Consider the following 24,053-nt stretch of genomic DNA (forward strand, 5'->3'; position numbering starts at 1 on the left):
ACCGTCCCCCCGGCGCAAAGGTGTGACGGAACGTGACCGGTCGACGCGTTCATCGGTCCCCTGACCGAATGGTTCGTGGACACGAACAACCGGAACGGGTTTGTCGACACACCCGAAACGCGGGTGTGAATGAGCGTCGGCCACGACGATCTGCAGTTCGGATCGCTGTATCTGACGCGGTTCGCCGCAAGCTTCGGCTTTATGACCGTGATGACGCTGTTGCCGACCTACATCGAGACGCTGGGGGCAACCGGCGTGACGATCGGCGTCTTCGTTGCGATCCTGGAACTGGCTCGAACCGTCGGGATCGTCCCGCTGGGGTGGGCCGGCGACCGCTACAGCAAACGGAGCGTGTTGCTCGTCGCGCTCGGCGTGAGCGTGGCCGCGTACCTCGCGTTCGCCAGGGTCGCGTCGATTGAGGGGTTCCTCGTCGCCAGAACCCTTCAGGGGCTCGGGCTCACCGGAACCGGCCTGTTGAGCCTCGCGCTCGTCGGCGACCTCGCGCCGCCCGGCCAGCGCGGGGCCCGCATCGGCCGGTATAACGCCTTCCGAATGGGTGCCGGCATCGCGGGTACGATCGGCGCGGGGGCCCTCCACGCCGTCGCCGGCTTCGACGTCTTGTTCGGACTCCTTACGGTCATCCTGATCGTCGCGACCATCGGCGTCTGGCGGTTCGTTGACGCCGACAAGACTCACGTCTCCGGGTTCGCGTTTGCCGACCTGGCGATGAACGAGCGGATCGTGACCTTCGCCACGTTCCGAGCCCAGTACGCCGTCGCGGTCACGCTCGTCCGGCGATGGGTGCCGATATTCGTCGGGGTGTCCGCCGCCCAGGGCGGGCTCGGGTACGGTGCGGTGATCGTCGGCGCCGTGCTCGCGGCCGAGAAGTGCACCAATATGGTCTGTCAGCCGATGGCCGGACGGTTCTCCGACAGGCAGGGCCGCGCCGTCTTCATCCTCGTGGGCGGGGGCGCGTACGGGCTCGTCGCCATCGCGTTCCCGTTCGTCGGCGGTTTCGTGGACGGTGTGGCGCTCGTGGTGCCGGGACTCGGCCCGCTCTCTACCGCCGTCATTGCCGCGATCATCTTGAACGGGCTCCTCGGCGTGGCGGACGCGTTTCGTGAGCCGGCGAGTATGGCGTTCTTCGCCGACGAGGGGTCCGGCGAGGGGATCACGAGCAGCTTCGGGATCCGGTCGTTGATCTGGAAACCCGGAAGCGTCCTCGCTCCGCTGGCCGGCGGCTGGCTGATGGGCGAGTTCGGCATCGAATGGGTGTTCGTTGCGGGCGGGGCGGCTGCCTTCGCGGCGACCGGAACCTTCCTGGGGCTTCTCGTGTGGCGCTACGGAACGCAGGCGGTTCGTGAGTGGTGAGTGGAGGCGAGCCGTTTATAGGTCGAACTCGTAGAGGTCGTCGCCGACGTGGTGGACCGATTCGACGACCTTCCCCTCCTCCCCGACCATCTCCTCGCCGTCGACGAGCGCCCGGCCGATCGCCAGCACCTTGCCGTGGGTCTCCTCGGCGATCGCGACGAGGTCGCCGGCCTCGATCCCCGGATCGGCCTCGACGATCCCGGGTCGCATCACGTCCGCCCCGTTCGAGACGAACGAGATCGCGCCCGCATCGACGGTAACGATCCCGGAGTCGGGGTCGGTTGCGTTGGCACCACGTACGGTCACGAAGGGCTCCTCGTCGGTGTAGAACACGAGCGGCTCCCCGTCGACGAGCACGAGGTCGAACGCGGAGTCGGTCAGCTCGACGAGCTCGAAGGCGTCCCCGTCGATCTCGACGCCGAGTCCCTCGGCGAGGGCCGACCGTATCTCGTCGATGGCATCGCTTCGGAGATGATGGCGGGATTTCACCTGCATACGCTCGGATGCGGCGGGCACGCGCATAAATCGTCCCCATTCCCTTCGGCAGGCGCGACGCCGGCGGCGTCCCCGACACGCCTTTCTACCCGACACGCGTTGTGTCGCGTATGTCACCGGATGCGCAGTCGGAGTCGGACGACGAGGAGGGACCCGTTCGGGTCACGGAGGAGCTGGCCCGGCATATGGCGAACAAGCGCGAGGAGCTCTTCGAGGAGTTCGGGATCCGCGATGAGTTCCCCGAGGCGGTCCTTCGTGAGGCCGAGGCACGCACCGAGGACGTGGGGTCGGAGATCCAGGCCGAGATCGACGACCGCGAGGACCTTCGGGACCTCACGACCTGGACGACCGACCCGGTCGACGCGCAGGACTTCGACGACGCGATCTCGATCCGGCGCGAGGAGGACGCCTACCGGCTGTGGGTCCACATCGCCGACGTCACCCACTACGTGACTCCGGAGACGTCGATGTGGGAGGAGGCGGTCAAGCGGTGTAACACGGTCTATCTCCCCGGATACACCGTCCATATGCTGCCACCGATCCTCGCGGAGACGGTTTGCTCGCTCGTTCCCCAGGAGGACCGGCTCGCCCACACGGTCGAGATGGAGATCGACGACGAGACGCTCTCCTTCGAGAACGTCGACATCTACAAATCCGTCATCAACTCCGACGAGCGACTCACCTACACGGAGTGTGAGAACCGCCTCGAGGACGAGGACGCGCCGCTGCACGCGGAGAACGTCCTCGCGTTCGAGCTGGCCGACCGGATGCACGAACAGCGCAAGGCCGACGGCTCGCTCGTGTTGAACCCCCGTCGCGATCGCGCCCACACGATCATCGAGGAGTCGATGCTCAAGGCGAATAAGGCCGTCACGCACACGCTGATGTGGGATCGCGGCGTCGAGGCGATGTACCGCGTCCACCCCCAGCCGACGCCGGATCAGTGGAACGACGCGCTGCGAGAGATCCAGGAGCTCGACTCCGTCTCGATCCCGGGGTCGTCCTGGGACGACCCGCGGAAGGCCGTCAATGCCGCCCTCGAGGAGTCGCCCGACCGCCAGCTCAACAAGATCCAGCGGGCGGTCCTCAAGGTGATGCCGCGTGCGAAGTATATGAACGACCCCTTCGGCGGCCATCACGCGCTCAACTTCGACATCTACGGCCATTTCACCTCCCCGATCCGGCGGCTCTCCGACCTGATCAACCACTGGATCGTCCACACGAACGACGTCCCGGAGACCCTGATCAAGCTCTGTGATCGCGCCTCGGACAAGCAGAAGGACGGCGAGACTGCCGAACGGCTCTACAAACAGTTCCTCGAGGAGGTCGGCGTCGATCCCTACGCGGTGAACAATCGCGGTTTCGAGGTCGTCGAGGATCCCGACGAGGCCGATTACGGGGTCTGACGGGGCAGGGTGCCTCGTGCTGCAACGATCGCGCTGCCCCGATCGCTGCTCCCGGTGCCTCGATCGCTGCTCCCGGTGCCTCGATCGCTGCTCCTGATGTACCGATCGTGGTTCGGCATCCCGGCGGTCGTGGCAACCGACGGAGAAGAGTATATATACGATGACGACACCTGGTATACAGGAACGATGATCTCGGACACCCGGGCGAGCTCGAAAAAGCTGATGGCGATCCTGCTTGCCGGCGTCGTTCTGGTGACGCTGTTGGTCGTCGTCGTCGTGGTGCTCGGGGCCGCCCAACGATCGATCGACGGGATCGTCGGCGTCACGTGGCCGGTCGTCCCGCTCGCGTGAGGCTCTCCGACCGTCGGATCTGGCGACTCCGGCCGTCGGATCCGGCGACCACGATCGCCTGCCGTGGCCGAATATCCTCGGCCCCGAACTATTAGGCCCCGTCCGCCTATCGGGCCGATATGGAGCTGACTCGTCGAACGATCGCGAAGGTCCTCGCCGTCGTGTTCGTCGTGAACCTGATCGTGATGGGCGGTGGTGCCGTCTACTCCGCCCAGCAGGTTCCGCCGATCCCACAGGAGGTCACGGGGCCCGACAGCGACGTCGTCGTCACACAGACGCAGGTTCAGGACGGCAAGGTCGTCTTCCAGCAGAACGGGCTGATGAACCACGGGTCGATCCTCGGCAACGGCGCCTACTACGGCGTCGATTACACCGCCGACGCGCTCGCGCTCAAACGCGAGGGGATGCGCGAATACTACTCGCAGGAACGGTACGAGGCGTCCTACGACGCCCTTCCGGGTCCCAAGCAGTCCGCGGTCGACCGGCTCGTTCGTGACGACCTCGACGGCACGATCGCCGAGGGGCAGACGACGATCGAGTACTCCGCCGCGGAGGCGTACGCCCACGAGCAGGTGCGTGAGACCTACGTCGAGCGCTACCACGAGGGTGCGCCCGAGCGCGGCGTTCCGGCGGGCTTCGTCGGGTCGGCCGAGGAGGCAAGCGAGTTCGCCGACTTCGCGCTCTGGACCGCGTGGATCTCCCACACCGACCGACCCGGCGGAGAGGGGAGCTTCACCAACGACTGGCCCTACGACCCCGCCGCGGGCAACACGCCGACCGGCGCCACGATGGTCTGGAGCGTGATCAGTATGGTCATCCTCGTCGGCGCGGTCGGGATCGGCGTCTGGCTCTACCGCTCCGTGACGCTTCCCGAGCCGGAGGTCACGGGGATCGAGATCCCGCCGCCGGACGAGATCAGTCTCACGCCGAGCCAGCGTGCCGCAACGCGGTTCATCCCGCTCGCCGGCGCGCTCTTCGCCGTCCAGGTGCTGTTGGGTGGCCTCCTCGCACACTACTACATCGAACGACACGCGTTCTTCGGGATCGAGGAGGTGTTTGGCGTCTCGATCCTCGGGGCGTTCCCGTTCGCGCTGGCCAAGACGTTCCACCTCGATCTCGGGATCCTCTGGATCGCCGCCCTGTGGCTCGGCGCGGGGCTGTTTCTGCCGCCGCTTTTGACCGGTCACGAACCGGACCACCAGCCAACTGCGGTAAACGGGCTGTTGGTCGCGCTCGTCGTCGCCACCGTCGGCGGGATGGCCGGCGTCTGGCTCGGCGCGCAGGGCTACATCGACGGCGACCTCTGGTGGATCATCGGCAACGAGGGGCTCGAGTACCTCGAGGTCGGCCGCCTCTGGCAGGTCGGTCTCCTCGTCGGGTTCGTCGCCTGGACGGCGTTCGTCTGGCGCGGGTTCAAACCGCTTTTGGACCGCGAGTCGCCCTACGGGCTCGCGCACATGATCGTCTACGCCGGCGGGTCGATCGGCTTGCTGTTCACTGCCGGATTCTTCTACACCCCGAAAACCAACATCGTGATGACGGAGTTCTGGCGCTGGTGGGTCGTCCACATGTGGGTCGAGGGCGCCTTTGAGTTCTTCATCGTCGCGATCGTCGGGCTCACGCTCGTGAGTATGGGGCTGCTGCGCAAGCGCTCCGCGGAGAAGGCCGTCGCCTTTCAGGCGCTGTTCGTGATGGGGTCCGGCGTCATCGGCGCCTCCCACCACTACTGGTGGGTCGGCCAGCCGGACGTCTGGATCCCGCTCGGGACGGTCTTTTCGACCCTCGAGTTGATTCCCCTGATCCTCATCCTCTTCGAGGCGATGGGCCAGTACCGCGCGCTGGCAACCAGTGATGAGACGTTCCCGTACACGCTGCCCTTCATGTTCATCATCGCGAGCGGCTTCTGGAACTTCCTCGGCGCCGGCGTGCTCGGCTTCTTCATCAACCTGCCGCTGGTCAACTACTACGAACACGGGACCTACCTCACCGTCGGGCACGCCCACGCCGCGATGTTCGGCGCGTTCGGCTTCCTCGCGCTCGGGATGGCGACGTATATGCTCCGTATCGCGACCGTCCCCTCACGGTGGACCGAACGGCGACTTCGGTGGGCCTTCTGGCTGTGGAACGTCGGCTTGGCGGTGATGGTGTTCGTCTCGGTGCTCCCCGTCGGGTTCCTCCAGCTCGAGGTGGCCTTCACCGAGGGGTACGCCGCCGCCCGGAGCCTCACGTTCTACAACGGCGACCTCGTGCAGACACTGTTCTGGGCCCGACTCCCCGGCGACACCCTGATCATCCTCGGCACGTTCGTGTTCCTGTACGACATGGTCGCCAAGCGGTTCACCCTCCGGTCGGTCTCAATGCCGGCGGACCCGCCCGCGCCCGGGTCGATCCCTGACCGGATGATCGCCGCAGCGGAGGAGGACCGAACCGCAGCGGAGGAGGACCGAACCGTCGCCGAGGACGACGACTGACGCTCGACCGGCCAATCGTGGGATCGGCCGGCCCCACACGCGCCGAAGCATTGATATCGCCACCCACGGTAGGGGACGATGATGATTCGGGGCCGGGCCGTCGACGCCAGCGATCGGGTGCGGTCGCGGCTGGAAGCTGCCTTCATCGAGGACCACTCGCCGCGGGAAGTCGCGTTCAGCTTCAGCCTCGGGGTCTTCATCACCGCCCTGCCGACGCTCGGACTCGGCGTCGCCGTCTTCCTGGTGCTGGCGTACCTCTTCAAGCAGCTGAGCAAGATCGCCCTGTTCGCGTCCGTCATCGTCCTCAACCCCGCCGTGAAGTGGGGCGTCTACGGAACGAGCTACTGGCTGGGTCGCCGCCTGCTCGGCCCGATCCCCCCGGAGGCCGTGGGCACGTTCACCCCGATCGCGGGGTCCCATCACCTGCTTCGGCTCTGGGTCGGCAACCTCGTCCTCGCGGTCGTCTTCGCCGTGATCGCCTACGTGATCGCGCTCCGGCTGGTTCACGCGTTCCGTCGCCGCGAGGCTGCCCTCGAGTCGCTCCCGTTCGACGTCGAGCCGAAGTGACGATCGGGTTTCTCCCGCCGATCGAACTCCCGGCGCTATCCGTCGATCACGCGCCCATATCGAACGTATTCGGCTCATCATTGAAGTGCGCCAGGCCCGTTGCTCCGAATATGATCGACACCAAACGACTGCTTGAGCGACTCTCGAGCGAACGGGGGTCGGACTTCGAGTTCGACTCGACCCCGTCGGAGGCGGCGATCCGGGAGGCCGTTCGGTCGCTGCAGACTGAGGGACTCTGCGGCCGCCGCGTCGTCGAACAGCGGCTCGGTCCCTACTTCCTCGCCAGCGACCAGCACGGGCAACGGGAGCTCGACCTCCTCGAGGAAATCGTCGAGGAGGAGTACGCCGACCGGAACGTCTGCGTCCGGACCCGAAGCGCCGAGTGTAGCCGGCTCCGCGGCGGGTGTCGCGGGACGCGGTGATGACGGTCAATCAGCCTCTCCGATCGCGACCTGCTGTGCGCGTTCGGCGATCTCGGCTTCCATATCCCGCATAAATTCGTCGACGGTGTTTCCCATCAGCAGCACCGGATAGTCCTCCGCCAGCATCTCTTCGAGGACCGCTCCCGCGTCCTCATCCCGATCGTGTGTGGTCACCGGAACGTCCACGTTCGACGCGAACACGTCGGTGAACGCGCCGCCCGCCCTCGCCTGTCGGATCAGGTCTCGATCCGCGAGCGTGTTCAGGTAGTGTATTCTGAAGGGTACTGAAAGTCACACGCAACGCCGTGGGTGCTTGAACGTGCGAACCAGAACGCAACAACGGACGGATCGAACGCTTCAACGCTATCCACGTCGGGTCAGATGTGGACTCGCGGGGGTCCCGCGAGTGACCGCAGGGAGCGAGTGGGACCACGCGAGGGAACGACTGAACGAACGGAGTGAGTGAAGGAGTGGACTCGCGGGGATTTGAACCCCGGGCCTCTTCCTTGCGAAGGAAGCGATCTGCCACTGATCTACGAGCCCGCCGACATCCATACTCAGCCGACCGGCGTACTTGTACCTTACTTTTCGTGGGCTCCGTGGTACGGGCCACCGATCGCGGAACCAGCGAAAACGCTGTCACCTCCCGATCGGGGTGGACTCGCGGGGATTTGAACCGGGACCGGACGTGCTCGCTCGCTTCGCTCGCTGTGCGTGACTGGTAGGGTCCAAACCACGCGTTCGCTACGCGAACGCTCCGCTCGCCATTTCTTCACTCCGTTTAGAAATGGACTCGCGGGGGTCCCGCGAGTGACCGCAGGGAGCGAGTGGGACCACGCGAGGGAACGACTGAACGAACGGAGTGAGTGAAAGAGTGGACTCGCGGGGATTTGAACCTTGAGCCTCTTCCTTGCGAAGGATTCGACGACGGCGCCGCCGCTACCCAACGCGAAAAACGGGAAAACTGCGGTGCGCGAGAATGCGCCCTAGCGCTAGTCCTCGAGTACGATCTCGATGCTGACGTCGTTCGGAACCTGAATGCGCATGAGCTGGCGAAGCGCCCGCTCGTCCGCGTCGATGTCGATCAGACGCTTGTGAACGCGCATTTCCCAGTGTTCCCACGTCGCCGTCCCCTCACCGTCGGGGGACTTGCGGGACGGGATCTCCAGCGTCTTCGTCGGCAGCGGGATCGGGCCCGACAGGGAGACCCCCGTCGAGTCCGCGATCTCGCGGACGTCGTCGCAGATGTCGTCGAGGTCCTCAGGGCGGGTACCGGCGAGGCGGACGCGTGCCTGCTGCATCGATTATCGCTCGTTGACGTCCAGCACCTTGCCGGCCGCGATGGTCTGACCCATGTCGCGGATCGCGAAGCTGCCGAGTTCCGGGATCTCGCCGGACGGCTCGATGCTGAGGGGCTTTTGCGGGCGCACGGTGACGACTGCGGCGTCGCCGGACTTGATGAAGTCCGGGTTCTCCTCGGCGACCTCACCCGAGGACGGGTCGATCTTCTGGTCGATCGACTCGATGGTACACGCGACCTGCGCCGTGTGGGCGTGGAAGACCGGCGTGTACCCGGCGGTGATGACGCTCGGGTGCTGCATCACGACGACCTGGGCCTGGAAGGTCTCGGCGACCGTCGGCGGGTCGTCGGCGGGACCACAGACGTCGCCGCGACGGATGTCGTCCTTGCCGATGCCGCGGACGTTGAATCCGACGTTGTCACCGGGCTCGGCCTTCGGGACTTCCTCGTGGTGCATCTCGACCGTCTTCACCTCGCCGCCGACGTCCGACGGCTGGAAGGAGACGTTGTCGCCCGTGTTGAGGACGCCCGTCTCGATACGTCCGACCGGGACGGTCCCGATGCCGGAGATCGTGTAGACGTCTTGGATGGGGAGTCGCAGCGGCGCGTCCGTCGGCGGCTCGGACTCCGGCAGGTTGTTGAGTGCCTCCAGGAGGATCTCGCCGTCGTACCAGTCCGTGTTCTCGGACTCGTCGGCGATGTTGTCGCCCTCGAAGGCCGAGATCGGGATGTACTTGGCGTCGTCCGCGTTGAACCGAACCTGGTTGAGCAGGTCCTGAACCTCGGACTTGACCGCCTCGTACTCGTCCTCGCTGTAGTCGACGAGGTCCATCTTGTTCACGCCGATGATGAGCTCGTTGATGCCCAGCGTACGGGCCAGGAAAACGTGCTCACGTGTCTGGGGCGCGACGCCGTCGTCGGCCGCGACGACGAGGACGGCGTTGTCGGCCTGTGAGGCGCCCGTGATCATGTTCTTCACGAAGTCACGGTGGCCCGGACAGTCGACGATGGTGAAGTAGTACGTGTCGGTGTCGAACTCCTGGTGGGCGATGTCGATCGTGACGCCACGCTCGCGCTCCTCGGCGAGGTTGTCCATCACGTAGGCGAACTCGAAGCCGCCCTTGCCCTTCTCTTCGGCTTCCTCGCGGTGCTGCTCGATTACGTGCTCGGGGACGCTCCCCGTTTCATAGAGGAGTCGGCCCACGAGCGTACTCTTGCCGTGGTCAACGTGGCCGATAATGGCCAGATTCTGGTGCGGTTTGTCACTCATGGGGTAATCACGCGCTAAGGCGCTCTGTGAGGATGTTTTCGGGAGATTCCACTAAAACGGTTTCGATACGTACCACAGGCGATCTGACGCCGTCTGGCGGTTTGTGCCGAGTTGGCATATGGGTCGATCGTGTCGTTCCACGATCGATATCGCTGTCTGCGGGGTCTGCGGGGCGCGTTCAGACGGACCGGAACGGTTCGAGGGCGTCCTCCGTAAACGGGACGCGCTCCCCGGACCGGTCGAAACAACCGTATTCGGTGATGCCCTCGATGCTCGGCGTGCCGTCGCTGCTGAGGGTGTGTTCGATTCGAACCGCCTCCGAATCGACGGCACGGACGTCGGCGTCGACCCGAAGGGTGGATTCAAAGGGGACGGGCGAGGAGAACTCCCACTGCCAATCGGCGATCCGGAACGGCTGTCGCTCCCCGCTCAACGCGTCGAGGCTCGTTCCCGAGTCCTCGAGGAACGCCTCGAGTGCCGCATCCGCGAAGCTTGGATACTCCTCGAAGTATGCGAGCTCCGAGCTCTCGATGTGGGGACTTCGGACCGGGAACGAGGCGCTAAACGTCGGTAGCGCGTCCGCATCGGTTTCGAGACGGTCGTCAGCTTCGTCGACGTCGCCGGTCTCGTCGACCCTCCCAGCCCCGTCGGCTTTCACCTGCGGCGCGTCCGGCCCGACGGCGGGATCCCGATCGACGAGCTGATCCGCGTATGCCTCCCGCGTGGCGTTCGGGAGTTCGAGTGCGCCGCCCTCGGGCGCGATCGTGACGTGGGTCAGCCGTCCCGTTGCGACCGGATCGCCGTTGCCGTCGGTCATCTCGTAGACGAGCTCGACGCTCGAGTCGCCGACGTGTATCGGAACGGTTTCGACCGAAACGGTGTCCTCGAAGGTCGGATACCGATGGACCGACGTGCTGGCGACGACGGGGGCATACGGGATCCCGCCGGACGCGACGATGTCCTGGAACCGATGCCCGACCGCGGCGGTGATCTCCTGTGTCGAGACCAGTTCCCAGTCGAAGAACAACGACCCGTGAACGAGGGGTCCGGCCAGCTCGCCGAAGCGAATCGGATGTGAGTCGATCGTTTGCACGGTCGGATGCACGCGGCCGATCCACTACAGCGTTTAGGTTTCGGCCATCGTTTCATGGTTAGAACGGGAGTCCACGCTGAATGCCACGCCCTTTAGTGATCAACAAAACTTCTGGGTGAACTGGGATGAGGACTCAGTCGAAGAAAATATCTCTACCTTATCTCTGGCACGTGGAGTACCGAAAACTTCTGTGAACTACTACAGGGCGTGGTAGCTTACTCGCCGCGACCCTCGGGTCGATCCGCACCTGTTGAGCTGGTCACCCGAACCGGCCGACAGCCGTCCGTTCGGTGTCGACTTCAGCGTGATCGCGGCGATCGTCGGACCGAGCGGCTTGTGGATCGTCGAGTCGATATCGTCACCGTATTCGGTGACGACTTCACGGTGAAAACTCCCGCGATCGCCTTCGGATCGGGCATCGTTCGCAAAAGTTCGCTTCTCGCCCAACCGAACGAGTCGCCTCGCCGACGCGGGAGGCGTTAGATGTAGTCGATCGACTGCGGCAGCTCGAGCTTCATCCCCTTGCGCTCGCGGATCTCCATGATCTTCTCGCGCTGGAGGTTGTCGACGAGCACGCGGAAGCCCGCGTTCTCCGTGTTCCAAGAGGCGCGGCCCTCAGTCGCAGAGCGGATGTCGCTGGAGAAGCCGATCATCTCCTCGACCGGCGCGATGCCCTCGACGACCATCAGATCTCCTTCCTGATACATGTCGTCGACGCGTCCGCGGCGACCCTGGATCTCGCCGGAGGCGGCGCCCATATGCTCGGAGGGAACGTCGATACGGACGTCCTGGATCGGCTCGAGCAGGCGGACCTCGCCGTCGATGAGCGCGCGGTGGACCGCATCGCGAACCGCCGGGATGACCTGGGCGGGACCGCGGTGGATCGTGTCCTCGTGGAGCTTGGCGTCGTGGAGGCGGAACAGCGAGCCCTGGACCGGCTCTGCGGCGAGCGGCCCGTCGTCGAGGGCCTCCTGGAGCCCCTCGAGGACGAGTTCCATCGTCTCGTTGAGGTGCTGGATACCCTTCGTGTCGTCGATGAGGATGTTGGTCCGGTGGATGTCCTCGACGTTCTGGGAGGTGTCCTTGTCCATTCCGGCCTCCTGCAGCGCCTCGCGGCGCTCCAGTTCAGGCATATCCATCGAGACCTCGCCGATCTGGATCGCGTCGACGATGTCCTGGTCCATCGGCTCGACCGTGATGTAGAACTTGTTGTGGCGGTTCGGGGACTGTCCCTCGACCTCGCGGGACGCCTCCTGGGGCTGTTCGCGGTAGACGACGATCGGTTCGCCGGTGATGACCGGAATGCCCTGGTTGTCCCGGATCCGCTGGGTGATGACCTCGAGGTGCAGCTCGCCCTGTCCGCTGATCAGGTGCTCGCCGGTGTCCTCGTTGATCTCGATCTGGATGGTCGGGTCCTCCTTGGCGACCTGCTGGAGCGTCTCGATGAGCTTCGGCAGGTCGTCCATGTTCTTCGCCTCGACGGACTTCGTGATGACCGGCTCGGAGATGTGCTCGATCGACTCGAACGGCGTCATCTCCACGGAGGAGACGGTCGAACCGGCGATCGCGTCACGCAGGCCCGTGACCGAGGCGATGTTGCCGGCGGGGACGCGTTCCACTTCCTCACGCTCGGACCCCATGAAGAGGCCGACGCTCTGGAGGCGGTTCTTCCCGGCCGTCCCGGAGACGTACAGCTCCTGGCCCTTCTCGAGGGTTCCCGAGAAGACGCGACCCGTCGCGATCTCGCCCGCGTGCGGGTCCATCGAGATGTCCGTGACCATGAAGACGACGTCGCCGTCCTCGTCGACGAGTTGCATCGACTCCGCAAGCTCCGTGTCCGGGTCGCCGCGCCAGATGCGCGGGACACGGCGGGGCTGAGCGTCGACAGGGTTCGGGAAGTGCTCACAGACCATGTCGAGAACGACGTCCGAAAGCGGCGTGCGCTTGTGGAGCTCCTGGCGCTTGTCGTTGCGCTCGAGGTCGATGATGTCGCCGAAGTCCATCCCGGTTCGCTGCATCGAGGGCATCGAGACGCCCCACTTGTAGAGTGCGGATCCGAAGCCGACGGTCCCGTCCTCTACCGAGACGGTCCAGTCCTCCGGGATGTCGTCCATGTTCTCCGCCATCCCGCGGATGAGTTCGTTGACGTCGCTGATGACCGCGAGCAGGCGTTCCTGCATCTCCTGTGGCCCCTCCTGGAGCTCGGAGATGAGACGGTCGACCTTGTTAATGAACAGGGTCGGCTTGACGCCCTCTCGCAGGGCCTGTCGAAGCACCGTTTCCGTCTGGGGCATCGCGCCCTCGACGGCGTCGACGACCACCAGCGCGCCGTCGACCGCGCGCATCGCGCGTGTCACGTCGCCGCCGAAGTCGACGTGGCCCGGCGTGTCGATGAGGTTGATGAGGTGGTTGGTGTCCTCGTACTCGTGGGTCATCGAGACGTTCGCCGCGTCGATCGTGATCCCGCGTTCCTGTTCGTCCTCCTTCGTGTCCATCGCGAGCTGCTCGCCCGCGGTGTCCTCGGAGATCATCCCCGCCCCCGCGAGGAGGTTGTCCGAGAGTGTCGTCTTGCCGTGGTCGACGTGAGCGGCGATGGCGATGTTCCGGATGTTCTCCGGATTGTCCATCAGCCGTTCACATTCCTGGACGATTTTCTTGCGTCGGCCCATTATGATGCGTTGTACCGCCAGCGGGGTCAAAAGGGTAGTGTTTCACGTCGGCCGCAGACGGTCGTTTCGGCCCGTTTCGACACGGTTCGTGTTGATCCGCCTCACGGACGCCGGTTCCCGATCCACCGTCGCAGCGATCCGCCGTGTCGATCCACCGGTTCGTTTCCACGCAGGTGTGACACGCCGATCCCGCGAAAGCGCTTTAGGGCGGTGGACCGTGATACGAATAGGCATGGACCTCCGAGTGTACGGCAACGTCGCCCCAGACCCGTTCCTCAGTGCGGCCGACCTCTTCGAGACGGAGTTCACGGTCGCGGACCCCGTTCGCGTCCGGGTCCGTGAGAATCCCGACGAGCGGACCTGGGCAGCCCACTACCCGGACCACCACGTGCTCAATATCTCCCGGCGGGCCGCGACCAGCGCGATGGCTCGCGAGCTGGCGGTCCACGAGTTCGCCCATATGGTTCGCCACGAGGAGGCACATCCCTCCCACACCCAATCGACCAAGGAGGCGCTCTACCTCGGTCTCGCCGGCGAGTCGATCGAGCGCCGAAAACTTGCACATTGCTACCAGATCGCGAACCATATGAAGGACATCTACGCCGACGACATCACGCTCTCGGTCGCGCCGGCCGGGAAACTCGTTGGGTTCCTCGAATCGACGCTTGCGGGCGCCGTCGCCGACCGTCCCCGTCCCCCACGTCCCGGTTCGACGCCGATCACGGCCGGCGCCGATCCCGAGATCACCGCCGTCAATGCCGCCTTCGCTCTCGCGCTCGTCGAGCGACACGACCTCGCCGGCCGGGATCACCGGCTGTATGATCTCGCGCGGGCGGCCGGAAGCGATGCGCCCGCGATCGATGTCGCGGACTTCAAGCGCCGGTTTCTGGCGCTGGGCCCGGATCCCTCCGAGAGTGACTACCGAAAGGCGCTGGTCGATGCGACGCGTGCGTACGCGATCTAGAGGTACTCAGTCCGATCCGTCGCTCAGTCCTCTCCCTTCCTTCTGATCGAGCAAACCGAACTCCGGCCCAGGCGGTGCCGCCGCTGGTCGCGACGAGAGCGAGAGACGAAGAGAATGATCCGCGTTAGCGGGCCGCTGCCGCGACGCGTTCGCGCTCTTCCTTCTGGGAGATCGCGTACGTCTCGACGTCGTAGTCGGCCGCCCCGGTGAGCTGGCTGGCCAGCGCCTCGGCCGCGGTGGTGGTGGATTTGTACGTCGCCGACTCGACGCCGTCGGCGATGAACTTGAGGGCCTGGTCGACGCGCCGCTGGGGCGCCACGTCGACGGCCTTCGGGACGGAGATGCCGCCGTACTTGAGGCGGACGGTCTCCTCACGCGGCGCCGCGTTCTCCACGGCGGTCACGAGTATCTGCACCGGGTTCTCGTCGGTCCGCTCGTGGATCTGGTCGAAGGCATCACGGACGATCCGCGTGGCCTGCTGTTTCTTGCCGGTGTTCTCCTCGTTCTGCATCAGCCGGTTGATGAGCCGCTCGACGAGCGAGATCTCCGACTTCTGGAACTGCTTGGACGCGTGACGGCCCATCGTGTGGGCGATCGGCGTCACGTTCAGGTACCGCTTCGTGGAGGGGTCGGAGTAGGCCATCTCCGAGACCTCCCAGACGCCGAACAGCAGGGCGTTCTCGGTGGCCGCCTCGCTGTCCGCGGGCGCGTCGGGCTCGGGGGTCTGCGCCTCCGCCGACTCCGCGTCGTCGCTCTCGCTCATCGGACGGGTTTCTCCGCGTTACCGCGAACCAGTTCGATCATCGAGACGCCGTTGACCTTCTCGACCTTGTAGTTGACGCCGGAGAGGTCGCCCATCGCGCGACCCTTCGCGCCGCCGATCCCGGCGATCGTGACCTCGTCGTGTTCGTCGATGAAGGAGATCGCGCCGTCGCCCGGACAGAACGCCGTGACCTGCTTGCCGTTCTTGATGAGCTGGACCCGGACGCACTTCCGGATCGCGGAGTTGGGCTGTTTGGCTTCGATACCGACCTTCTCTAAGACGATGCCGCGACCCTGCGGCGCGCCCTCGAGCGGGTCTGACTTCTTTTTGAGCCCGCGCTCGCGTCGAGCGTACTCGGAGTCGGACCAACGTCGCTTCTGCCGGTCCTGTTTGAGTTTACGGGCCGCGTACTTACCGTTCGCCATCGTAACCCTCATTTCCGAACGGAGCTACTTAAGCACCCGCTTTCTCCACGGACGAAACCGCCTCAGATCCGTCGAGGGACAGCTATCAACGATTGTGAGACCGTCTTCGCGATCTGGTGTTCGGAATCGACGACCGCTCAGTAACGATGAGCCGATAACGAGCACGCAGCGGTCGTCTCGTGTGACACGCGTCGGATCAGAGTCGATGCGACGGTGCCGGGCGCGATCACGCTGGAGAGGGTGACTCCGGATCGTGGATCGGGTGGAACGTTCCGGTCGATGGCGGCGTCCGGTCGATGGCGGCGTCACCCTGCCGGATCAGTAGTCGGGCGCCTCGTCCTCGACGGCACGCTTCATCGAGTCGCGCCGTGACTTGGCGTCACGTCCGGTCGCTTCGAGGAGGAACTCGTTTTTCACGTCCACCGCATCCGCGGCGGCGTCGGCGTTGCCTTCCGCGATGACCTCCTCGGCCGGCCGCTCCTCGAAGTGTACCGTCAGCTTGTCCTTTTTACCGTCGTAACTGGCTGCCCCCGCGACGATCCGCTGAAAGACCGGGTTGTCGGGATCCTCGACGACGTACAGCTCGTGGCCGTTCACCTCCTCGGTCCCGGTGACCTCGCCGAAGTATTCCTCGATCGAGCCCTTCAGATCCGGCATCCGTTCCTCGAGGTACTCCCCGCGACGCATCTTGTACTCCTTCATTGCCGCGACGTTCGAAAGCGGACGGTAAACCAGTTTCGTCACGATCGACGCCCGTGAGGGCATACCGCGCGCGGATGCGACGCGGGGATGCTACGCCGAGTCGGCGATCGGCCGTTCGGCGATGTAACCGCGCTTGCACTCCGGACAGATGTCCCCGGCTCGCATCGAGCTCCGTCCCGCGGACTCGACGAGGTCACACTCCGGACAGAAATACTCGGTCGTGTCTTCCTCCGTCTCGGCACCGTCGTCGACCGTCCGTGCAGCCGTGAACCCGGGGTCCTCCACGGTCGATCCGCGGCCACGGTCGTCTGCGGTCCCGGAGGAGACGGTGGAGTCGGTCTCCGCGGGGCGTTCGAGCACTTCCGTCGCTTCGTCGTAGTCGCTCGGGCCCTCGGCCTCCGGCGTCAGCCCGCCCCCGAAGGAGACCGCGCCGTCGACGTCCTCGCCGGCGTCGGGATCGGCGTTCGCGCTGAACCCTTCGTCCTCGCCGCGTTGGTTGGGCCACGGCGTCCGATCGCTGCGGAGATCGGTGTCGGTTTCGGCTGTGTCCGCAGCGACCACACCGTCGGCTTCGTCGGTACCCGCCTCGCTCGTTGGTGCCGTCGTATCGCTCCCGTCCCCGGACTCAGTCGCCTCTGGGGCCGTTCGCGGCGAGTCCTCCTCCGGCCATTCGCCGTGTTCCCGTGTGGGCGACTCGTCCGTGTCGTCCACGCCGTCATCGAGGATGATCCCGTCGTCGCCGGCGTGATCGCCCTTCTCCGACTCGGTCGTCACGTCCACGACGGTCGTGCCGGCGCCGCCGCTCGGTCCCGGTTCGGCGTCGAGGGCGTCGGTCGCTTCCGGATCGATGCCGTCGGTCACGTCTTCGGTTTCGTCCCCGCCCTCGTCGATCAGTTCGGCGCCGTCGTCGGGCACGGCATCGTCCTCCTTCTCATCGGGCGAGAGCGTCCCGGTCGTCTCCTGGATCGGCGGCGATCCGTCGGCATTGGGGTCCGCGTCGACGTCGGCGGGGACGTCCCCCTCGACGGTGATGCCGGGATCGGATTCGGCTTGTCCTGCCCCCGGATCGCTTGCAGACCCTTGATCGGGCTCGGATGTCGACTCGGCGCCGTCGGGTGCCTCCGTGGTCTCGGCGGCGGTGATCGTTTCGCCAGCCTCCGCGGTTGCGTCACCCTCGCCGGTCTCGGCAGTCTCGGCCGGTTCGACGCCCCCGGCCGCCGTCGTGGCTTCCGTCTGCTCCGCGCGGGTCGCCTCCTCGGCGAGGCGGTCGAGGGACGTCACTTCCGTGTTCTCGCTGACGATCTGTGACTCCCCACAGCGGTCGCATCGTTTCACCTCGCGAACGGTCACGACCACCTGTTCTCCCTCCTCCTCGCGCTCGCGCTCGAGTTCCGGCTCCCCGAAGTCGTGTCCGAGCAGACACCTGAGTCCCATTTACCGTCCCCTGTGCGGTCCGAACGTAAAAAACGTCGCCGTCGACGTCCGACGGGCGGCGGACGGATCGGCGACCGGCCCGGGCCGAAACCGGTATCCCGTCCGGTCGACAACTCACGCGCCATGGACTGTGACAAGTGTGGCGCCGACGCGGTCACCCACGCTGCCTACTCCGGGGCCCACCTCTGTGGCGAGCACTTCCGTCGGTCGGTCGAGAAGCGCGTCCGTCGACGGGTGCGCGAGGATGGACTGCTCGATCCCGAGGCGACGCCGGACGACCCGGATCGATGGGTGATCGGCCTCTCCGGCGGTAAGGATAGCGTCGTTCTGGCGACGATCCTCGAGGAGACGTTCGGACGGGACCCCCGCGTCGAGCTGATCGGCTTGACCATTCACGAGGGGATCGAGGGGTATCGCGACGAGAGCCTCGCGGCCTGCCGCGAACTGACCGACGACCTCGGGATACGTCACGAGGTGGTCTCCTACGCCGAGGAGTTCGGCGTCGAGATGGACGACGTCGTCGAGGACGATCCCGAGAATATGGCCGCCTGCGCCTATTGCGGCGTCTTCCGCCGCGATCTCCTCGAGGGATACGCCGAGGAGCTCGACGCCGACAAGCTCCTCACCGGCCACAACCTCGATGACGAGGCACAGACGGCGCTGATGAACGTTCTCGAGGGGGACGTTCGCCAGGTCGCCAAACACTTCGACGCCTCGCTTGGCCCCTTCGACGACCGCACTCTCGACGACGCCGACCGCGATGGCGATACCACGAAATCTAACGCACACGCGCGAGCCGAATCGGACCACTTCGTTCCGCGCGCGAAGCCGCTTCGGGACGTCCCCGAAAAGGAGGTCGCGCTCTACTGTCACCTGCGCGATCTGCCGTCGCATATGGCCGAGTGTCCACACGCCGAGGAGGCCTATCGCGGGGAGATCAAGTCGATCCTCCACGATCTCGAGGAGTCCCATCCGGGAACTCGACACTCGATCATGGCCGGCTACGAGGAGATCGCGGGGATCGTCGCCGATACGTATCGCGACGACGGCGACGATGGCGACGCCGACCTCGGCGAGTGCATCGAGTGCGGCTCCACGACGAGTCGCGAGGTGTGCCGAAAGTGCCGGCTGATCGAGTCGATCGAGGCCGTCTAGCGCCCGCCCGCCGGTATGGGCGCCGGGCCACCGACGGGTCCGGAGTCGCGTCCGACCGTATCAGCGTCGCGTACTGACTGCCGTGCCCGAAAGATTCACCCACAACATCCCCTCGCCCATCTCCTCGTAGTCGAAGGACGCACCGACCACGGCGTCGGCGCCGAGCTCCGCTGCCTCGGCCTCGAGATCGGCGATCGCCTCCGTTCGTCCGGTCTCGATCTTCTTCTCGTAGGAGCCGCTCCGTCCGCCGACGACGTCGCGGATGCCGGCAGCGATGTCGCTGACGACGTTCGCCCCGATGACCGCCTCACCGGAGATCACGCCGTGATACGCGGTGATCTCGCGGTCCTCGAACCCGTCCGTCGTCGTGATGGTGACGTCGGTCATACTGGTTGGCGTACGTGATGTTCCCCTATAAATACGGGCGTCCTATTAATACGGGCGTGCCCGGTCATTCCGTGGCGGAGCCACAGGGTGGTCGTACCGTCGATCAGGCGGAGTCGTCGTTCGTGTCGGTTTCGGCGATCCGGCGGATCCGGTTGACGCCGCCGGTCTCCTCGATGACCCCGACGACCGCTTCGGGGACGAGGGTTTGCCAGTCGCGGTCGTGGATCATCCGCTCGCGCAGCTCGGTCCCCTCGAGCACGTCGCGTCTGAACATCGGCGACTGCCGCACCTCGACGCCGGCCTCCTCGAAGAGTCGGATGACGAGCGGATTGTTCGAGTAGGCGATCCGGAACGCCGGCGTCATGCTTTGGACGTGGCTCACCCAGACGGAGTTTCGTTCGAGGTCCTCGATCGGAACGACGTAGGTCGTGATGTCCACGTCCTCGACCGCCTTGGTCACCATCATCACGCGCTCGCCGGCCGTGAACGGATTCCGTGTGGTGTGTGAATCCCCGGCCGATCCGATCCCGAGGACGAGCTCGTCGACCTCCGCGGCGATCTCCTCCACCATGTGGAGATGGCCGTCGTGAAACGGTTGAAACCGGCCGATGTAGAACCCCCGCATGCTCGGATCTACCGACAGGATGGGTATTAAAGACGGCGAGTTCGTTCGGTCACCAAAAACGCGTTTGTGACGGTCCATTCGTGGTGTTTTCGACGGATTCAGTCGCGATCGTGAGGGGAGAAAGTATATCAATCGCCGTCACCTCCTTTGAGACAGCGACGAACGATTCTATGAGCAACGAGAAGGACGAGAACGAGCGCCCTACCGAGCACGGGGCACCCCCCTCCGGGGAGGACGACTCAACCGACGCCGTCGATAGCGACCGGGACGGCGTCGACCGAGAACGCCGCTCCACGGACGGGGCGGCTGCCGAGGATCCGTCCGCCGAAGATCAAGCCGCCGAGAACGCCTCGAACGGTGACGATTCCCCGGACGAATCCGACGGGATGATCTATCCCGGCCCGGACTCGAACGGCGCGCTCACGACCGAGACATCGGAAGACGTTCCCACCGAGGAAGCACTTCCCGATGCGGACCGAGACCGCGAGGAGCCCACGGACGACCAGCCATTGATCGACGAACTCGGCAGCGACGTGGAAGTCCACGGCGCCGAGGTCGAGGAGGACCCCGACGAGGAGGACCTCCTCGGTGGCCTCAAGATCAACTCGACCGAAGAGATCGAGATCCCGGACCGGCTCGTCGACCAGGTGATCGGCCAGGAACACGCCCGCGACGTCATCATCAAGGCGGCCAAACAGCGCCGCCACGTGATGATGATCGGCTCGCCGGGAACCGGCAAGTCGATGCTCGCGAAGGCGATGGCCGAGATGCTCCCGAAGGAGGAGCTGCAGGACGTCCTCGTGTATCACAACCCCGACGACGGGAATAATCCCAAGGTTCGGACGGTTCCCGCGAGCAAGGGCGAACAGATCGTCGATGCCCACAAGGAGGAGGCCCGCAAGCGTAACCAGATGCGCAGCTTCCTGATGTGGATCATCATCGCCGTCGTGCTGGGCTATGCGCTCATCATCGCCGGCCAGATCCTCCTCGGCATCATCGCGGCCGGCGTCATCTGGCTCGCGTTCCGGTACATGAACCGCGGCTCGGACGCGATGATTCCGAACCTGCTCGTGAACAACGCGGACACGAAGACCGCCCCGTTCGAGGAGGCGACCGGCGCTCACGCCGGCGCGTTGCTCGGCGACGTCCGTCACGACCCCTTCCAGTCGGGCGGGATGGAGACGCCCTCCCACGACCGTGTGGAGGCCGGGGCCATCCACACCGCGAACAAGGGCGTGTTGTTCATCGACGAGATCAACACCCTCGACATCCGCAGTCAGCAGCATCTGATGACGGCGATCCAGGAGGGCGAGTTCTCGATCACCGGCCAGTCCGAGCGCTCCTCGGGCGCGATGGTCCAGACCGAACCCGTCCCCACGGACTTCGTGATGATCGCCGCCGGCAACCTCGACGCGATGGAGAACATGCACCCGGCGTTGCGCTCGCGGATCAAGGGATACGGCTACGAGGTGTATATGGAGGACACCATCGAGGACACTCCCGAGATGCGCCGGAAGTACGCCCGGTTCGTGGCCCAGGAGGTCGCCAACGACGGCCGGCTGCCCGAGTTCACCGCGGAGGCGATCGAGGAGGTCATCCTTGAGGCGAAGCGCCGCGCCGGCCGAAAGGGCCACCTAACGTTGCTGTTCCGGAACCTCGGCGGGCTCGTCCGCGTTGCCGGCGACATCGCCCGCAGTGAGGAGGCGGAGTACACCACCCGCGAACACGTGCTCCAGGCGAAGGGCCGTTCCCGATCCATCGAACAGCAGCTCGCCGACGACTTCATCGAGCGCCGCAAGGACTACGAGCTGCAGGTCTCGGAGGGGTACGTCGTCGGCCGCGTCAACGGTCTCGCCGTAATGGGCGAAGACTCCGGGATTATGCTCCCGGTGATGGCCGAGGTCGCGCCCTCGCAGGGGCCGGGCGAGGTGATCGCCACCGGTCAGCTCAAGGAGATGGCTCAGGAGTCCGTCTCGAACGTCTCGGCGATCATCAAGAAATTCTCCGACGAGAACATCTCCGAGAAGGACATCCACATCCAGTTCATCCAGACGGGCCAGCAGGGCGTCGACGGCGACTCCGCCTCCATCACGGTCGCGACCGCCGTGATCAGCGCGCTGGAGGGTGTCGGCGTCGACCAGAGCCTGGCGATGACGGGATCGCTGTCGGTCCGGGGCGACGTGCTCCCCGTCGGCGGCGTCACGCACAAGATCGAGGCCGCGGCGAAGGCCGGCTGCGACCGGGTCATCATCCCGGCCGCCAACGAACAGGACGTGATGATCGAGGACGAATACGAGGAGATGATCGAGGTCATCCCGGTCAGCCACATCAGCGAGGTCCTCGAGATCGCGCTGGAGGGTGAACCCGAGACGGATTCGCTCGTCGACCGGCTCAAGTCGATCACCGGCTCCGCGCTGAACGAACAGGGCGTCGCCAATCCCTCGAACCCGAGCCCGCAGTAGGACTCGATCCTGCTAGGCTCCGCTTTTTTGTCGAATGTCGAACTGGACCGGCTTTTTGCTCGCGATCGTGGTCCTCACGGTCGGCCTGTTGCTCGTGACCCGCCGGTCGCAGGACGCACTCGCCGACGTCCGGATCGTCGATGGCTCGGCTCCGGCTCCGGATCGGGAGTCGGGTTCCGAGATCCTCGCCGACACCGCCCCGGCTCACGGCGCCACGGCCGGGGCCCGTAACCCGGCGATCACGACGCGGGCACTCCTCGCGAACGTCGTCGTTTCACAGGGAGTGTTCCTGATCGCGGTCGTGGCGCTGCTGTGGTGGTTCGGGGTTCCGGTCACTCACCTCGGGCTGTCGGGCGGCGCGATCGCCGCTCGTGCCGTGGGGATCGGCGTCCTTGCGGGCGGCGGTATCGCCGTCCTGAACGAGCTTGGCGCTCGAGTCGGCCGCCGCGTCGGGATCTCCGGGCACGAACGGCTCCGGCAGGCGCTTTCGCCGACGGTTGCGGCCGACTGGGTCCTGCTGCTTCTGGTCGTTTTGCCGACGATCGCCGTCTTCGAGGAACTCCTGTTCCGGGGCGTCCTGATCGGGGCGTTCGCGGTCGGGTTGGGCGTTGACCCGTGGCTTCTCGTGGTCGGGTCGTCGATCGTCTTCGGGCTCGGACACGGGGCACAGGGAGCGCTCGGCGTGATCGTGACCGCGGTTCTCGGGACGGTTCTCGGCGGCCTCTTCGTGCTGACCGGATCGCTCGTCGTCGTGATCGTGGCCCACTACGTGATCAACGCCGTCGAGTTCCTCGTCCACGAGGGACCGGCGGACGGCCGTCGTCGCTAGCGTCGCCGCGTTGGTGACCCGTTTCGATCCGGCTCACACACCCGCGAGCCGCCCGGGTGAACCCGGCAGACCGTCGGATCGTATCCGGCGTCCGAGAGTCCGGTCCCGAGCGCGAAGACGGTTCGTCCGAGCATCGCCATCGAGGCCTCGCCGCCGACGTCGTCGACCAGGTCGATCGCCTCCGCGACCGCGGGGACCAACAGCCCGGCCTCTCGCGCGAACGTTCGTGATGCGTCCATCAGCGTCGGCAAGGTTGGGTCCTCCTTGAGCGTCGTCAGCGCGCGCTCGCCCGCGGCCGTCAGGTCGGCGGTGTCGTCCGTCAGGATCGACTCGGTCGGGAGCTCGCCGAAGGTGACGTACTCGATGCGTCCGGTTGCCGGGACCCCGTCGAGGGTTCCGTATCCGGGTGCACCCGGTTCCAGCCGGATCGGGATCCCGCCCCGGGCCTGTGCGACGACGTCGCCCAGCCCGGTTCCGGCTTCGACCTCCGCCGCGTGTGCGATCCGGATCAGATCGTTCTCCGAGTATCCGTTATCGGTTGCGTCGGTGGCAGCGAGGGCGGTTCCCAGCGCCGCCGCCCCCGAGACGCCGAATCCCGAACCGATCGGGAGATCGGTCTCGACGGTGACCCGTGCGTCGAGATCCAGCCTCGAGAGGACGAGCGTCACCGGATCGATCGTGGCGGACTCGCCGTTCACCGTCTGTCTCGGCGACGCGTCCGACGTCGCGGCGTCGGATTCCGCGCCCGGCTCGACGGCGACCGTCACTCCCTCCGTGAGCGCGATCCCGGCACCGCGGGACCCCGCTGCGTGGGCGTTCTCGTCCGGGTGAGTGCTGAAGAACGCCGTGACGTGTCCCGGAACGAACGCGCTCGACCGATCGTCGGTCATTC

Annotated in this window: 23 protein-coding genes and 1 tRNA gene; 10 read left to right on the forward strand and 14 right to left on the reverse strand. The window is 65.8% G+C overall.

Annotation, left to right across the window (positions count from 1 at the left end; translation table 11 throughout):
- Positions 1-129: 129 nt before the first annotated feature.
- Positions 130-1,371, forward strand: a complete 1,242-nt coding sequence (locus BLW38_RS01445) for an MFS transporter (protein WP_092813299.1) — start codon at positions 130-132, stop codon at positions 1,369-1,371.
- Between the two features lie 15 nt (positions 1,372-1,386).
- Here BLW38_RS01445 and BLW38_RS01450 read toward each other — a convergent pair whose 3' ends face one another.
- Entirely contained in the window at positions 1,387-1,866 is a 480-nt protein-coding gene (locus tag BLW38_RS01450) for an RNA-binding protein (RefSeq protein ID WP_092815454.1), read from the reverse strand.
- 110 nt (positions 1,867-1,976) lie between these two features.
- On the opposite strand from BLW38_RS01450, the gene BLW38_RS01455 reads away from it, so the two are divergent.
- The 5 genes from BLW38_RS01455 to BLW38_RS01475 all read left to right on the forward strand — a co-directional run bounded on the left by BLW38_RS01455 (position 1,977) and on the right by BLW38_RS01475 (position 7,083).
- Positions 1,977-3,272: a ribonuclease catalytic domain-containing protein gene (locus BLW38_RS01455; RefSeq protein ID WP_092813302.1), complete on the forward strand. Its 1,296-nt coding sequence runs from the start codon at positions 1,977-1,979 to the stop codon at positions 3,270-3,272.
- Positions 3,273-3,281: 9 nt separating this feature from the next.
- A complete protein-coding gene (locus tag BLW38_RS01460; protein ID WP_143040780.1) occupies positions 3,282-3,623 on the forward strand; it encodes a hypothetical protein in 342 nt (113 codons plus the stop codon).
- A gap of 119 nt (positions 3,624-3,742) precedes the next feature.
- Positions 3,743-6,094, forward strand: coding sequence for a nitric-oxide reductase large subunit (locus tag BLW38_RS01465; RefSeq protein WP_092813308.1), 2,352 nt, complete (start codon positions 3,743-3,745; stop codon positions 6,092-6,094).
- An 81-nt stretch (positions 6,095-6,175) separates the two neighbouring features.
- Complete coding sequence (locus BLW38_RS01470) at positions 6,176-6,661, forward strand: DUF2062 domain-containing protein (RefSeq protein ID WP_092815457.1); 486 nt, start codon at positions 6,176-6,178, stop codon at positions 6,659-6,661.
- 110 nt (positions 6,662-6,771) lie between these two features.
- On the forward strand, positions 6,772-7,083 hold the full coding sequence (locus BLW38_RS01475) for a hypothetical protein (protein WP_092813311.1): 312 nt from the start codon (positions 6,772-6,774) through the stop codon (positions 7,081-7,083).
- A 6-nt stretch (positions 7,084-7,089) separates the two neighbouring features.
- Here the strand turns inward: BLW38_RS01475 and BLW38_RS16095 are convergent, their stop codons facing one another.
- From BLW38_RS16095 to BLW38_RS01510, 6 genes are all read right to left on the reverse strand, one after another.
- On the reverse strand, positions 7,090-7,257 hold the full coding sequence (locus tag BLW38_RS16095) for a hypothetical protein (protein WP_177167391.1): 168 nt from the start codon (positions 7,255-7,257) through the stop codon (positions 7,090-7,092).
- Positions 7,258-7,554: 297 nt separating this feature from the next.
- A tRNA-Ala gene (locus tag BLW38_RS01485) sits at positions 7,555-7,626 on the reverse strand.
- A 449-nt stretch (positions 7,627-8,075) separates the two neighbouring features.
- Entirely contained in the window at positions 8,076-8,384 is a 309-nt protein-coding gene (rpsJ, locus tag BLW38_RS01490) for a 30S ribosomal protein S10 (RefSeq protein WP_021073576.1), read from the reverse strand.
- 3 nt (positions 8,385-8,387) lie between these two features.
- A complete protein-coding gene (gene tuf / locus BLW38_RS01495; protein WP_092813314.1) occupies positions 8,388-9,653 on the reverse strand; it encodes a translation elongation factor EF-1 subunit alpha in 1,266 nt (421 codons plus the stop codon).
- Positions 9,654-9,831: 178 nt separating this feature from the next.
- On the reverse strand, positions 9,832-10,746 hold the full coding sequence (locus BLW38_RS01500) for an acyl-CoA thioesterase (protein ID WP_092815460.1): 915 nt from the start codon (positions 10,744-10,746) through the stop codon (positions 9,832-9,834).
- Between the two features lie 479 nt (positions 10,747-11,225).
- Positions 11,226-13,415, reverse strand: a complete 2,190-nt coding sequence (locus BLW38_RS01510; RefSeq protein ID WP_092813320.1) for an elongation factor EF-2 — start codon at positions 13,413-13,415, stop codon at positions 11,226-11,228.
- Between the two features lie 232 nt (positions 13,416-13,647).
- On the opposite strand from BLW38_RS01510, the gene BLW38_RS01515 reads away from it, so the two are divergent.
- The gene (locus BLW38_RS01515) at positions 13,648-14,379 is read left to right on the forward strand and encodes a DUF5781 family protein (RefSeq protein ID WP_092813324.1); all 732 of its coding nucleotides are present in this window, start codon (positions 13,648-13,650) and stop codon (positions 14,377-14,379) included.
- Positions 14,380-14,503: 124 nt separating this feature from the next.
- Here the strand turns inward: BLW38_RS01515 and BLW38_RS01520 are convergent, their stop codons facing one another.
- The 4 genes from BLW38_RS01520 to BLW38_RS01535 all read right to left on the reverse strand — a co-directional run bounded on the left by BLW38_RS01520 (position 14,504) and on the right by BLW38_RS01535 (position 17,703).
- A complete protein-coding gene (locus tag BLW38_RS01520; protein WP_092813328.1) occupies positions 14,504-15,142 on the reverse strand; it encodes a 30S ribosomal protein S7 in 639 nt (212 codons plus the stop codon).
- Positions 15,139-15,567, reverse strand: coding sequence for a 30S ribosomal protein S12 (locus BLW38_RS01525; protein WP_021073582.1), 429 nt, complete (start codon positions 15,565-15,567; stop codon positions 15,139-15,141). Before BLW38_RS01525 ends, BLW38_RS01520 begins: the two co-directional genes overlap by 4 nt.
- Before the next feature lie 318 nt (positions 15,568-15,885).
- Positions 15,886-16,269, reverse strand: a complete 384-nt coding sequence (locus BLW38_RS01530) for a DUF5611 family protein (RefSeq protein ID WP_092813332.1) — start codon at positions 16,267-16,269, stop codon at positions 15,886-15,888.
- 90 nt (positions 16,270-16,359) lie between these two features.
- Complete coding sequence (locus BLW38_RS01535) at positions 16,360-17,703, reverse strand: DUF7093 family protein (RefSeq protein WP_092813336.1); 1,344 nt, start codon at positions 17,701-17,703, stop codon at positions 16,360-16,362.
- A 123-nt stretch (positions 17,704-17,826) separates the two neighbouring features.
- On the opposite strand from BLW38_RS01535, the gene ncsA reads away from it, so the two are divergent.
- Positions 17,827-18,858, forward strand: coding sequence for a tRNA 2-thiolation protein NcsA (ncsA, locus tag BLW38_RS01540; protein WP_092813339.1), 1,032 nt, complete (start codon positions 17,827-17,829; stop codon positions 18,856-18,858).
- Positions 18,859-18,918: 60 nt separating this feature from the next.
- Here the strand turns inward: ncsA and BLW38_RS01545 are convergent, their stop codons facing one another.
- Positions 18,919-19,245 carry a YbjQ family protein gene (locus tag BLW38_RS01545; protein ID WP_092813342.1) on the reverse strand — a complete coding sequence of 109 codons (327 nt, stop codon included), beginning with the start codon at positions 19,243-19,245 and terminating at the stop codon, positions 18,919-18,921.
- Positions 19,246-19,348: 103 nt separating this feature from the next.
- Complete coding sequence (locus tag BLW38_RS01550) at positions 19,349-19,870, reverse strand: nicotinamide-nucleotide adenylyltransferase (protein ID WP_092813345.1); 522 nt, start codon at positions 19,868-19,870, stop codon at positions 19,349-19,351.
- Between the two features lie 386 nt (positions 19,871-20,256).
- On the opposite strand from BLW38_RS01550, the gene lonB reads away from it, so the two are divergent.
- A complete protein-coding gene (gene lonB, locus BLW38_RS01555; RefSeq protein ID WP_449404963.1) occupies positions 20,257-22,332 on the forward strand; it encodes an ATP-dependent protease LonB in 2,076 nt (691 codons plus the stop codon).
- A 34-nt stretch (positions 22,333-22,366) separates the two neighbouring features.
- Positions 22,367-23,161 (forward strand): CPBP family intramembrane glutamic endopeptidase, encoded by a 795-nt coding sequence (locus BLW38_RS01560; protein ID WP_092813350.1) that lies wholly within the window; start codon positions 22,367-22,369, stop codon positions 23,159-23,161.
- Here BLW38_RS01560 and BLW38_RS01565 read toward each other — a convergent pair.
- Complete coding sequence (locus tag BLW38_RS01565; protein ID WP_092813352.1) at positions 23,158-24,051, reverse strand: pantoate kinase; 894 nt, start codon at positions 24,049-24,051, stop codon at positions 23,158-23,160. The two genes, BLW38_RS01560 and BLW38_RS01565, sit on opposite strands and share 4 nt — an antisense overlap.
- Between the last annotated feature and the right edge of the window lie 2 nt (positions 24,052-24,053).

Source organism: Halopenitus malekzadehii (assembly GCF_900108505.1).
GTDB classification, from domain to species: Archaea; Halobacteriota; Halobacteria; order Halobacteriales; family Haloferacaceae; genus Halopenitus; species Halopenitus malekzadehii.

Excerpts from the sequence above, each read along its gene's own strand:
- BLW38_RS01445 (WP_092813299.1), top strand. The coding sequence starts at position 130 with ATGAGCGTCGGCCACGACGATCTGCAGTTCGGATCGCTGTATCTGACG.
- BLW38_RS01450 (WP_092815454.1), bottom strand. The coding sequence starts at position 1,866 with ATGCAGGTGAAATCCCGCCATCATCTCCGAAGCGATGCCATCGACGAG.
- BLW38_RS01455 (WP_092813302.1), top strand. The coding sequence starts at position 1,977 with ATGTCACCGGATGCGCAGTCGGAGTCGGACGACGAGGAGGGACCCGTT.
- BLW38_RS01465 (WP_092813308.1), top strand. The coding sequence starts at position 3,743 with ATGGAGCTGACTCGTCGAACGATCGCGAAGGTCCTCGCCGTCGTGTTC.
- BLW38_RS01470 (WP_092815457.1), top strand. The coding sequence starts at position 6,176 with ATGATTCGGGGCCGGGCCGTCGACGCCAGCGATCGGGTGCGGTCGCGG.
- BLW38_RS01475 (WP_092813311.1), top strand. The coding sequence starts at position 6,772 with ATGATCGACACCAAACGACTGCTTGAGCGACTCTCGAGCGAACGGGGG.
- rpsJ (WP_021073576.1), bottom strand. The coding sequence starts at position 8,384 with ATGCAGCAGGCACGCGTCCGCCTCGCCGGTACCCGCCCTGAGGACCTC.
- tuf (WP_092813314.1), bottom strand. The coding sequence starts at position 9,653 with ATGAGTGACAAACCGCACCAGAATCTGGCCATTATCGGCCACGTTGAC.
- BLW38_RS01510 (WP_092813320.1), bottom strand. The coding sequence starts at position 13,415 with ATGGGCCGACGCAAGAAAATCGTCCAGGAATGTGAACGGCTGATGGAC.
- BLW38_RS01515 (WP_092813324.1), top strand. The coding sequence starts at position 13,648 with ATGGACCTCCGAGTGTACGGCAACGTCGCCCCAGACCCGTTCCTCAGT.
- BLW38_RS01520 (WP_092813328.1), bottom strand. The coding sequence starts at position 15,142 with ATGAGCGAGAGCGACGACGCGGAGTCGGCGGAGGCGCAGACCCCCGAG.
- BLW38_RS01525 (WP_021073582.1), bottom strand. The coding sequence starts at position 15,567 with ATGGCGAACGGTAAGTACGCGGCCCGTAAACTCAAACAGGACCGGCAG.
- BLW38_RS01530 (WP_092813332.1), bottom strand. The coding sequence starts at position 16,269 with ATGAAGGAGTACAAGATGCGTCGCGGGGAGTACCTCGAGGAACGGATG.
- BLW38_RS01535 (WP_092813336.1), bottom strand. The coding sequence starts at position 17,703 with ATGGGACTCAGGTGTCTGCTCGGACACGACTTCGGGGAGCCGGAACTC.
- ncsA (WP_092813339.1), top strand. The coding sequence starts at position 17,827 with ATGGACTGTGACAAGTGTGGCGCCGACGCGGTCACCCACGCTGCCTAC.
- BLW38_RS01545 (WP_092813342.1), bottom strand. The coding sequence starts at position 19,245 with ATGACCGACGTCACCATCACGACGACGGACGGGTTCGAGGACCGCGAG.
- BLW38_RS01550 (WP_092813345.1), bottom strand. The coding sequence starts at position 19,870 with ATGCGGGGGTTCTACATCGGCCGGTTTCAACCGTTTCACGACGGCCAT.
- lonB (WP_449404963.1), top strand. The coding sequence starts at position 20,257 with ATGATCTATCCCGGCCCGGACTCGAACGGCGCGCTCACGACCGAGACA.
- BLW38_RS01560 (WP_092813350.1), top strand. The coding sequence starts at position 22,367 with ATGTCGAACTGGACCGGCTTTTTGCTCGCGATCGTGGTCCTCACGGTC.
- BLW38_RS01565 (WP_092813352.1), bottom strand. The coding sequence starts at position 24,051 with ATGACCGACGATCGGTCGAGCGCGTTCGTTCCGGGACACGTCACGGCG.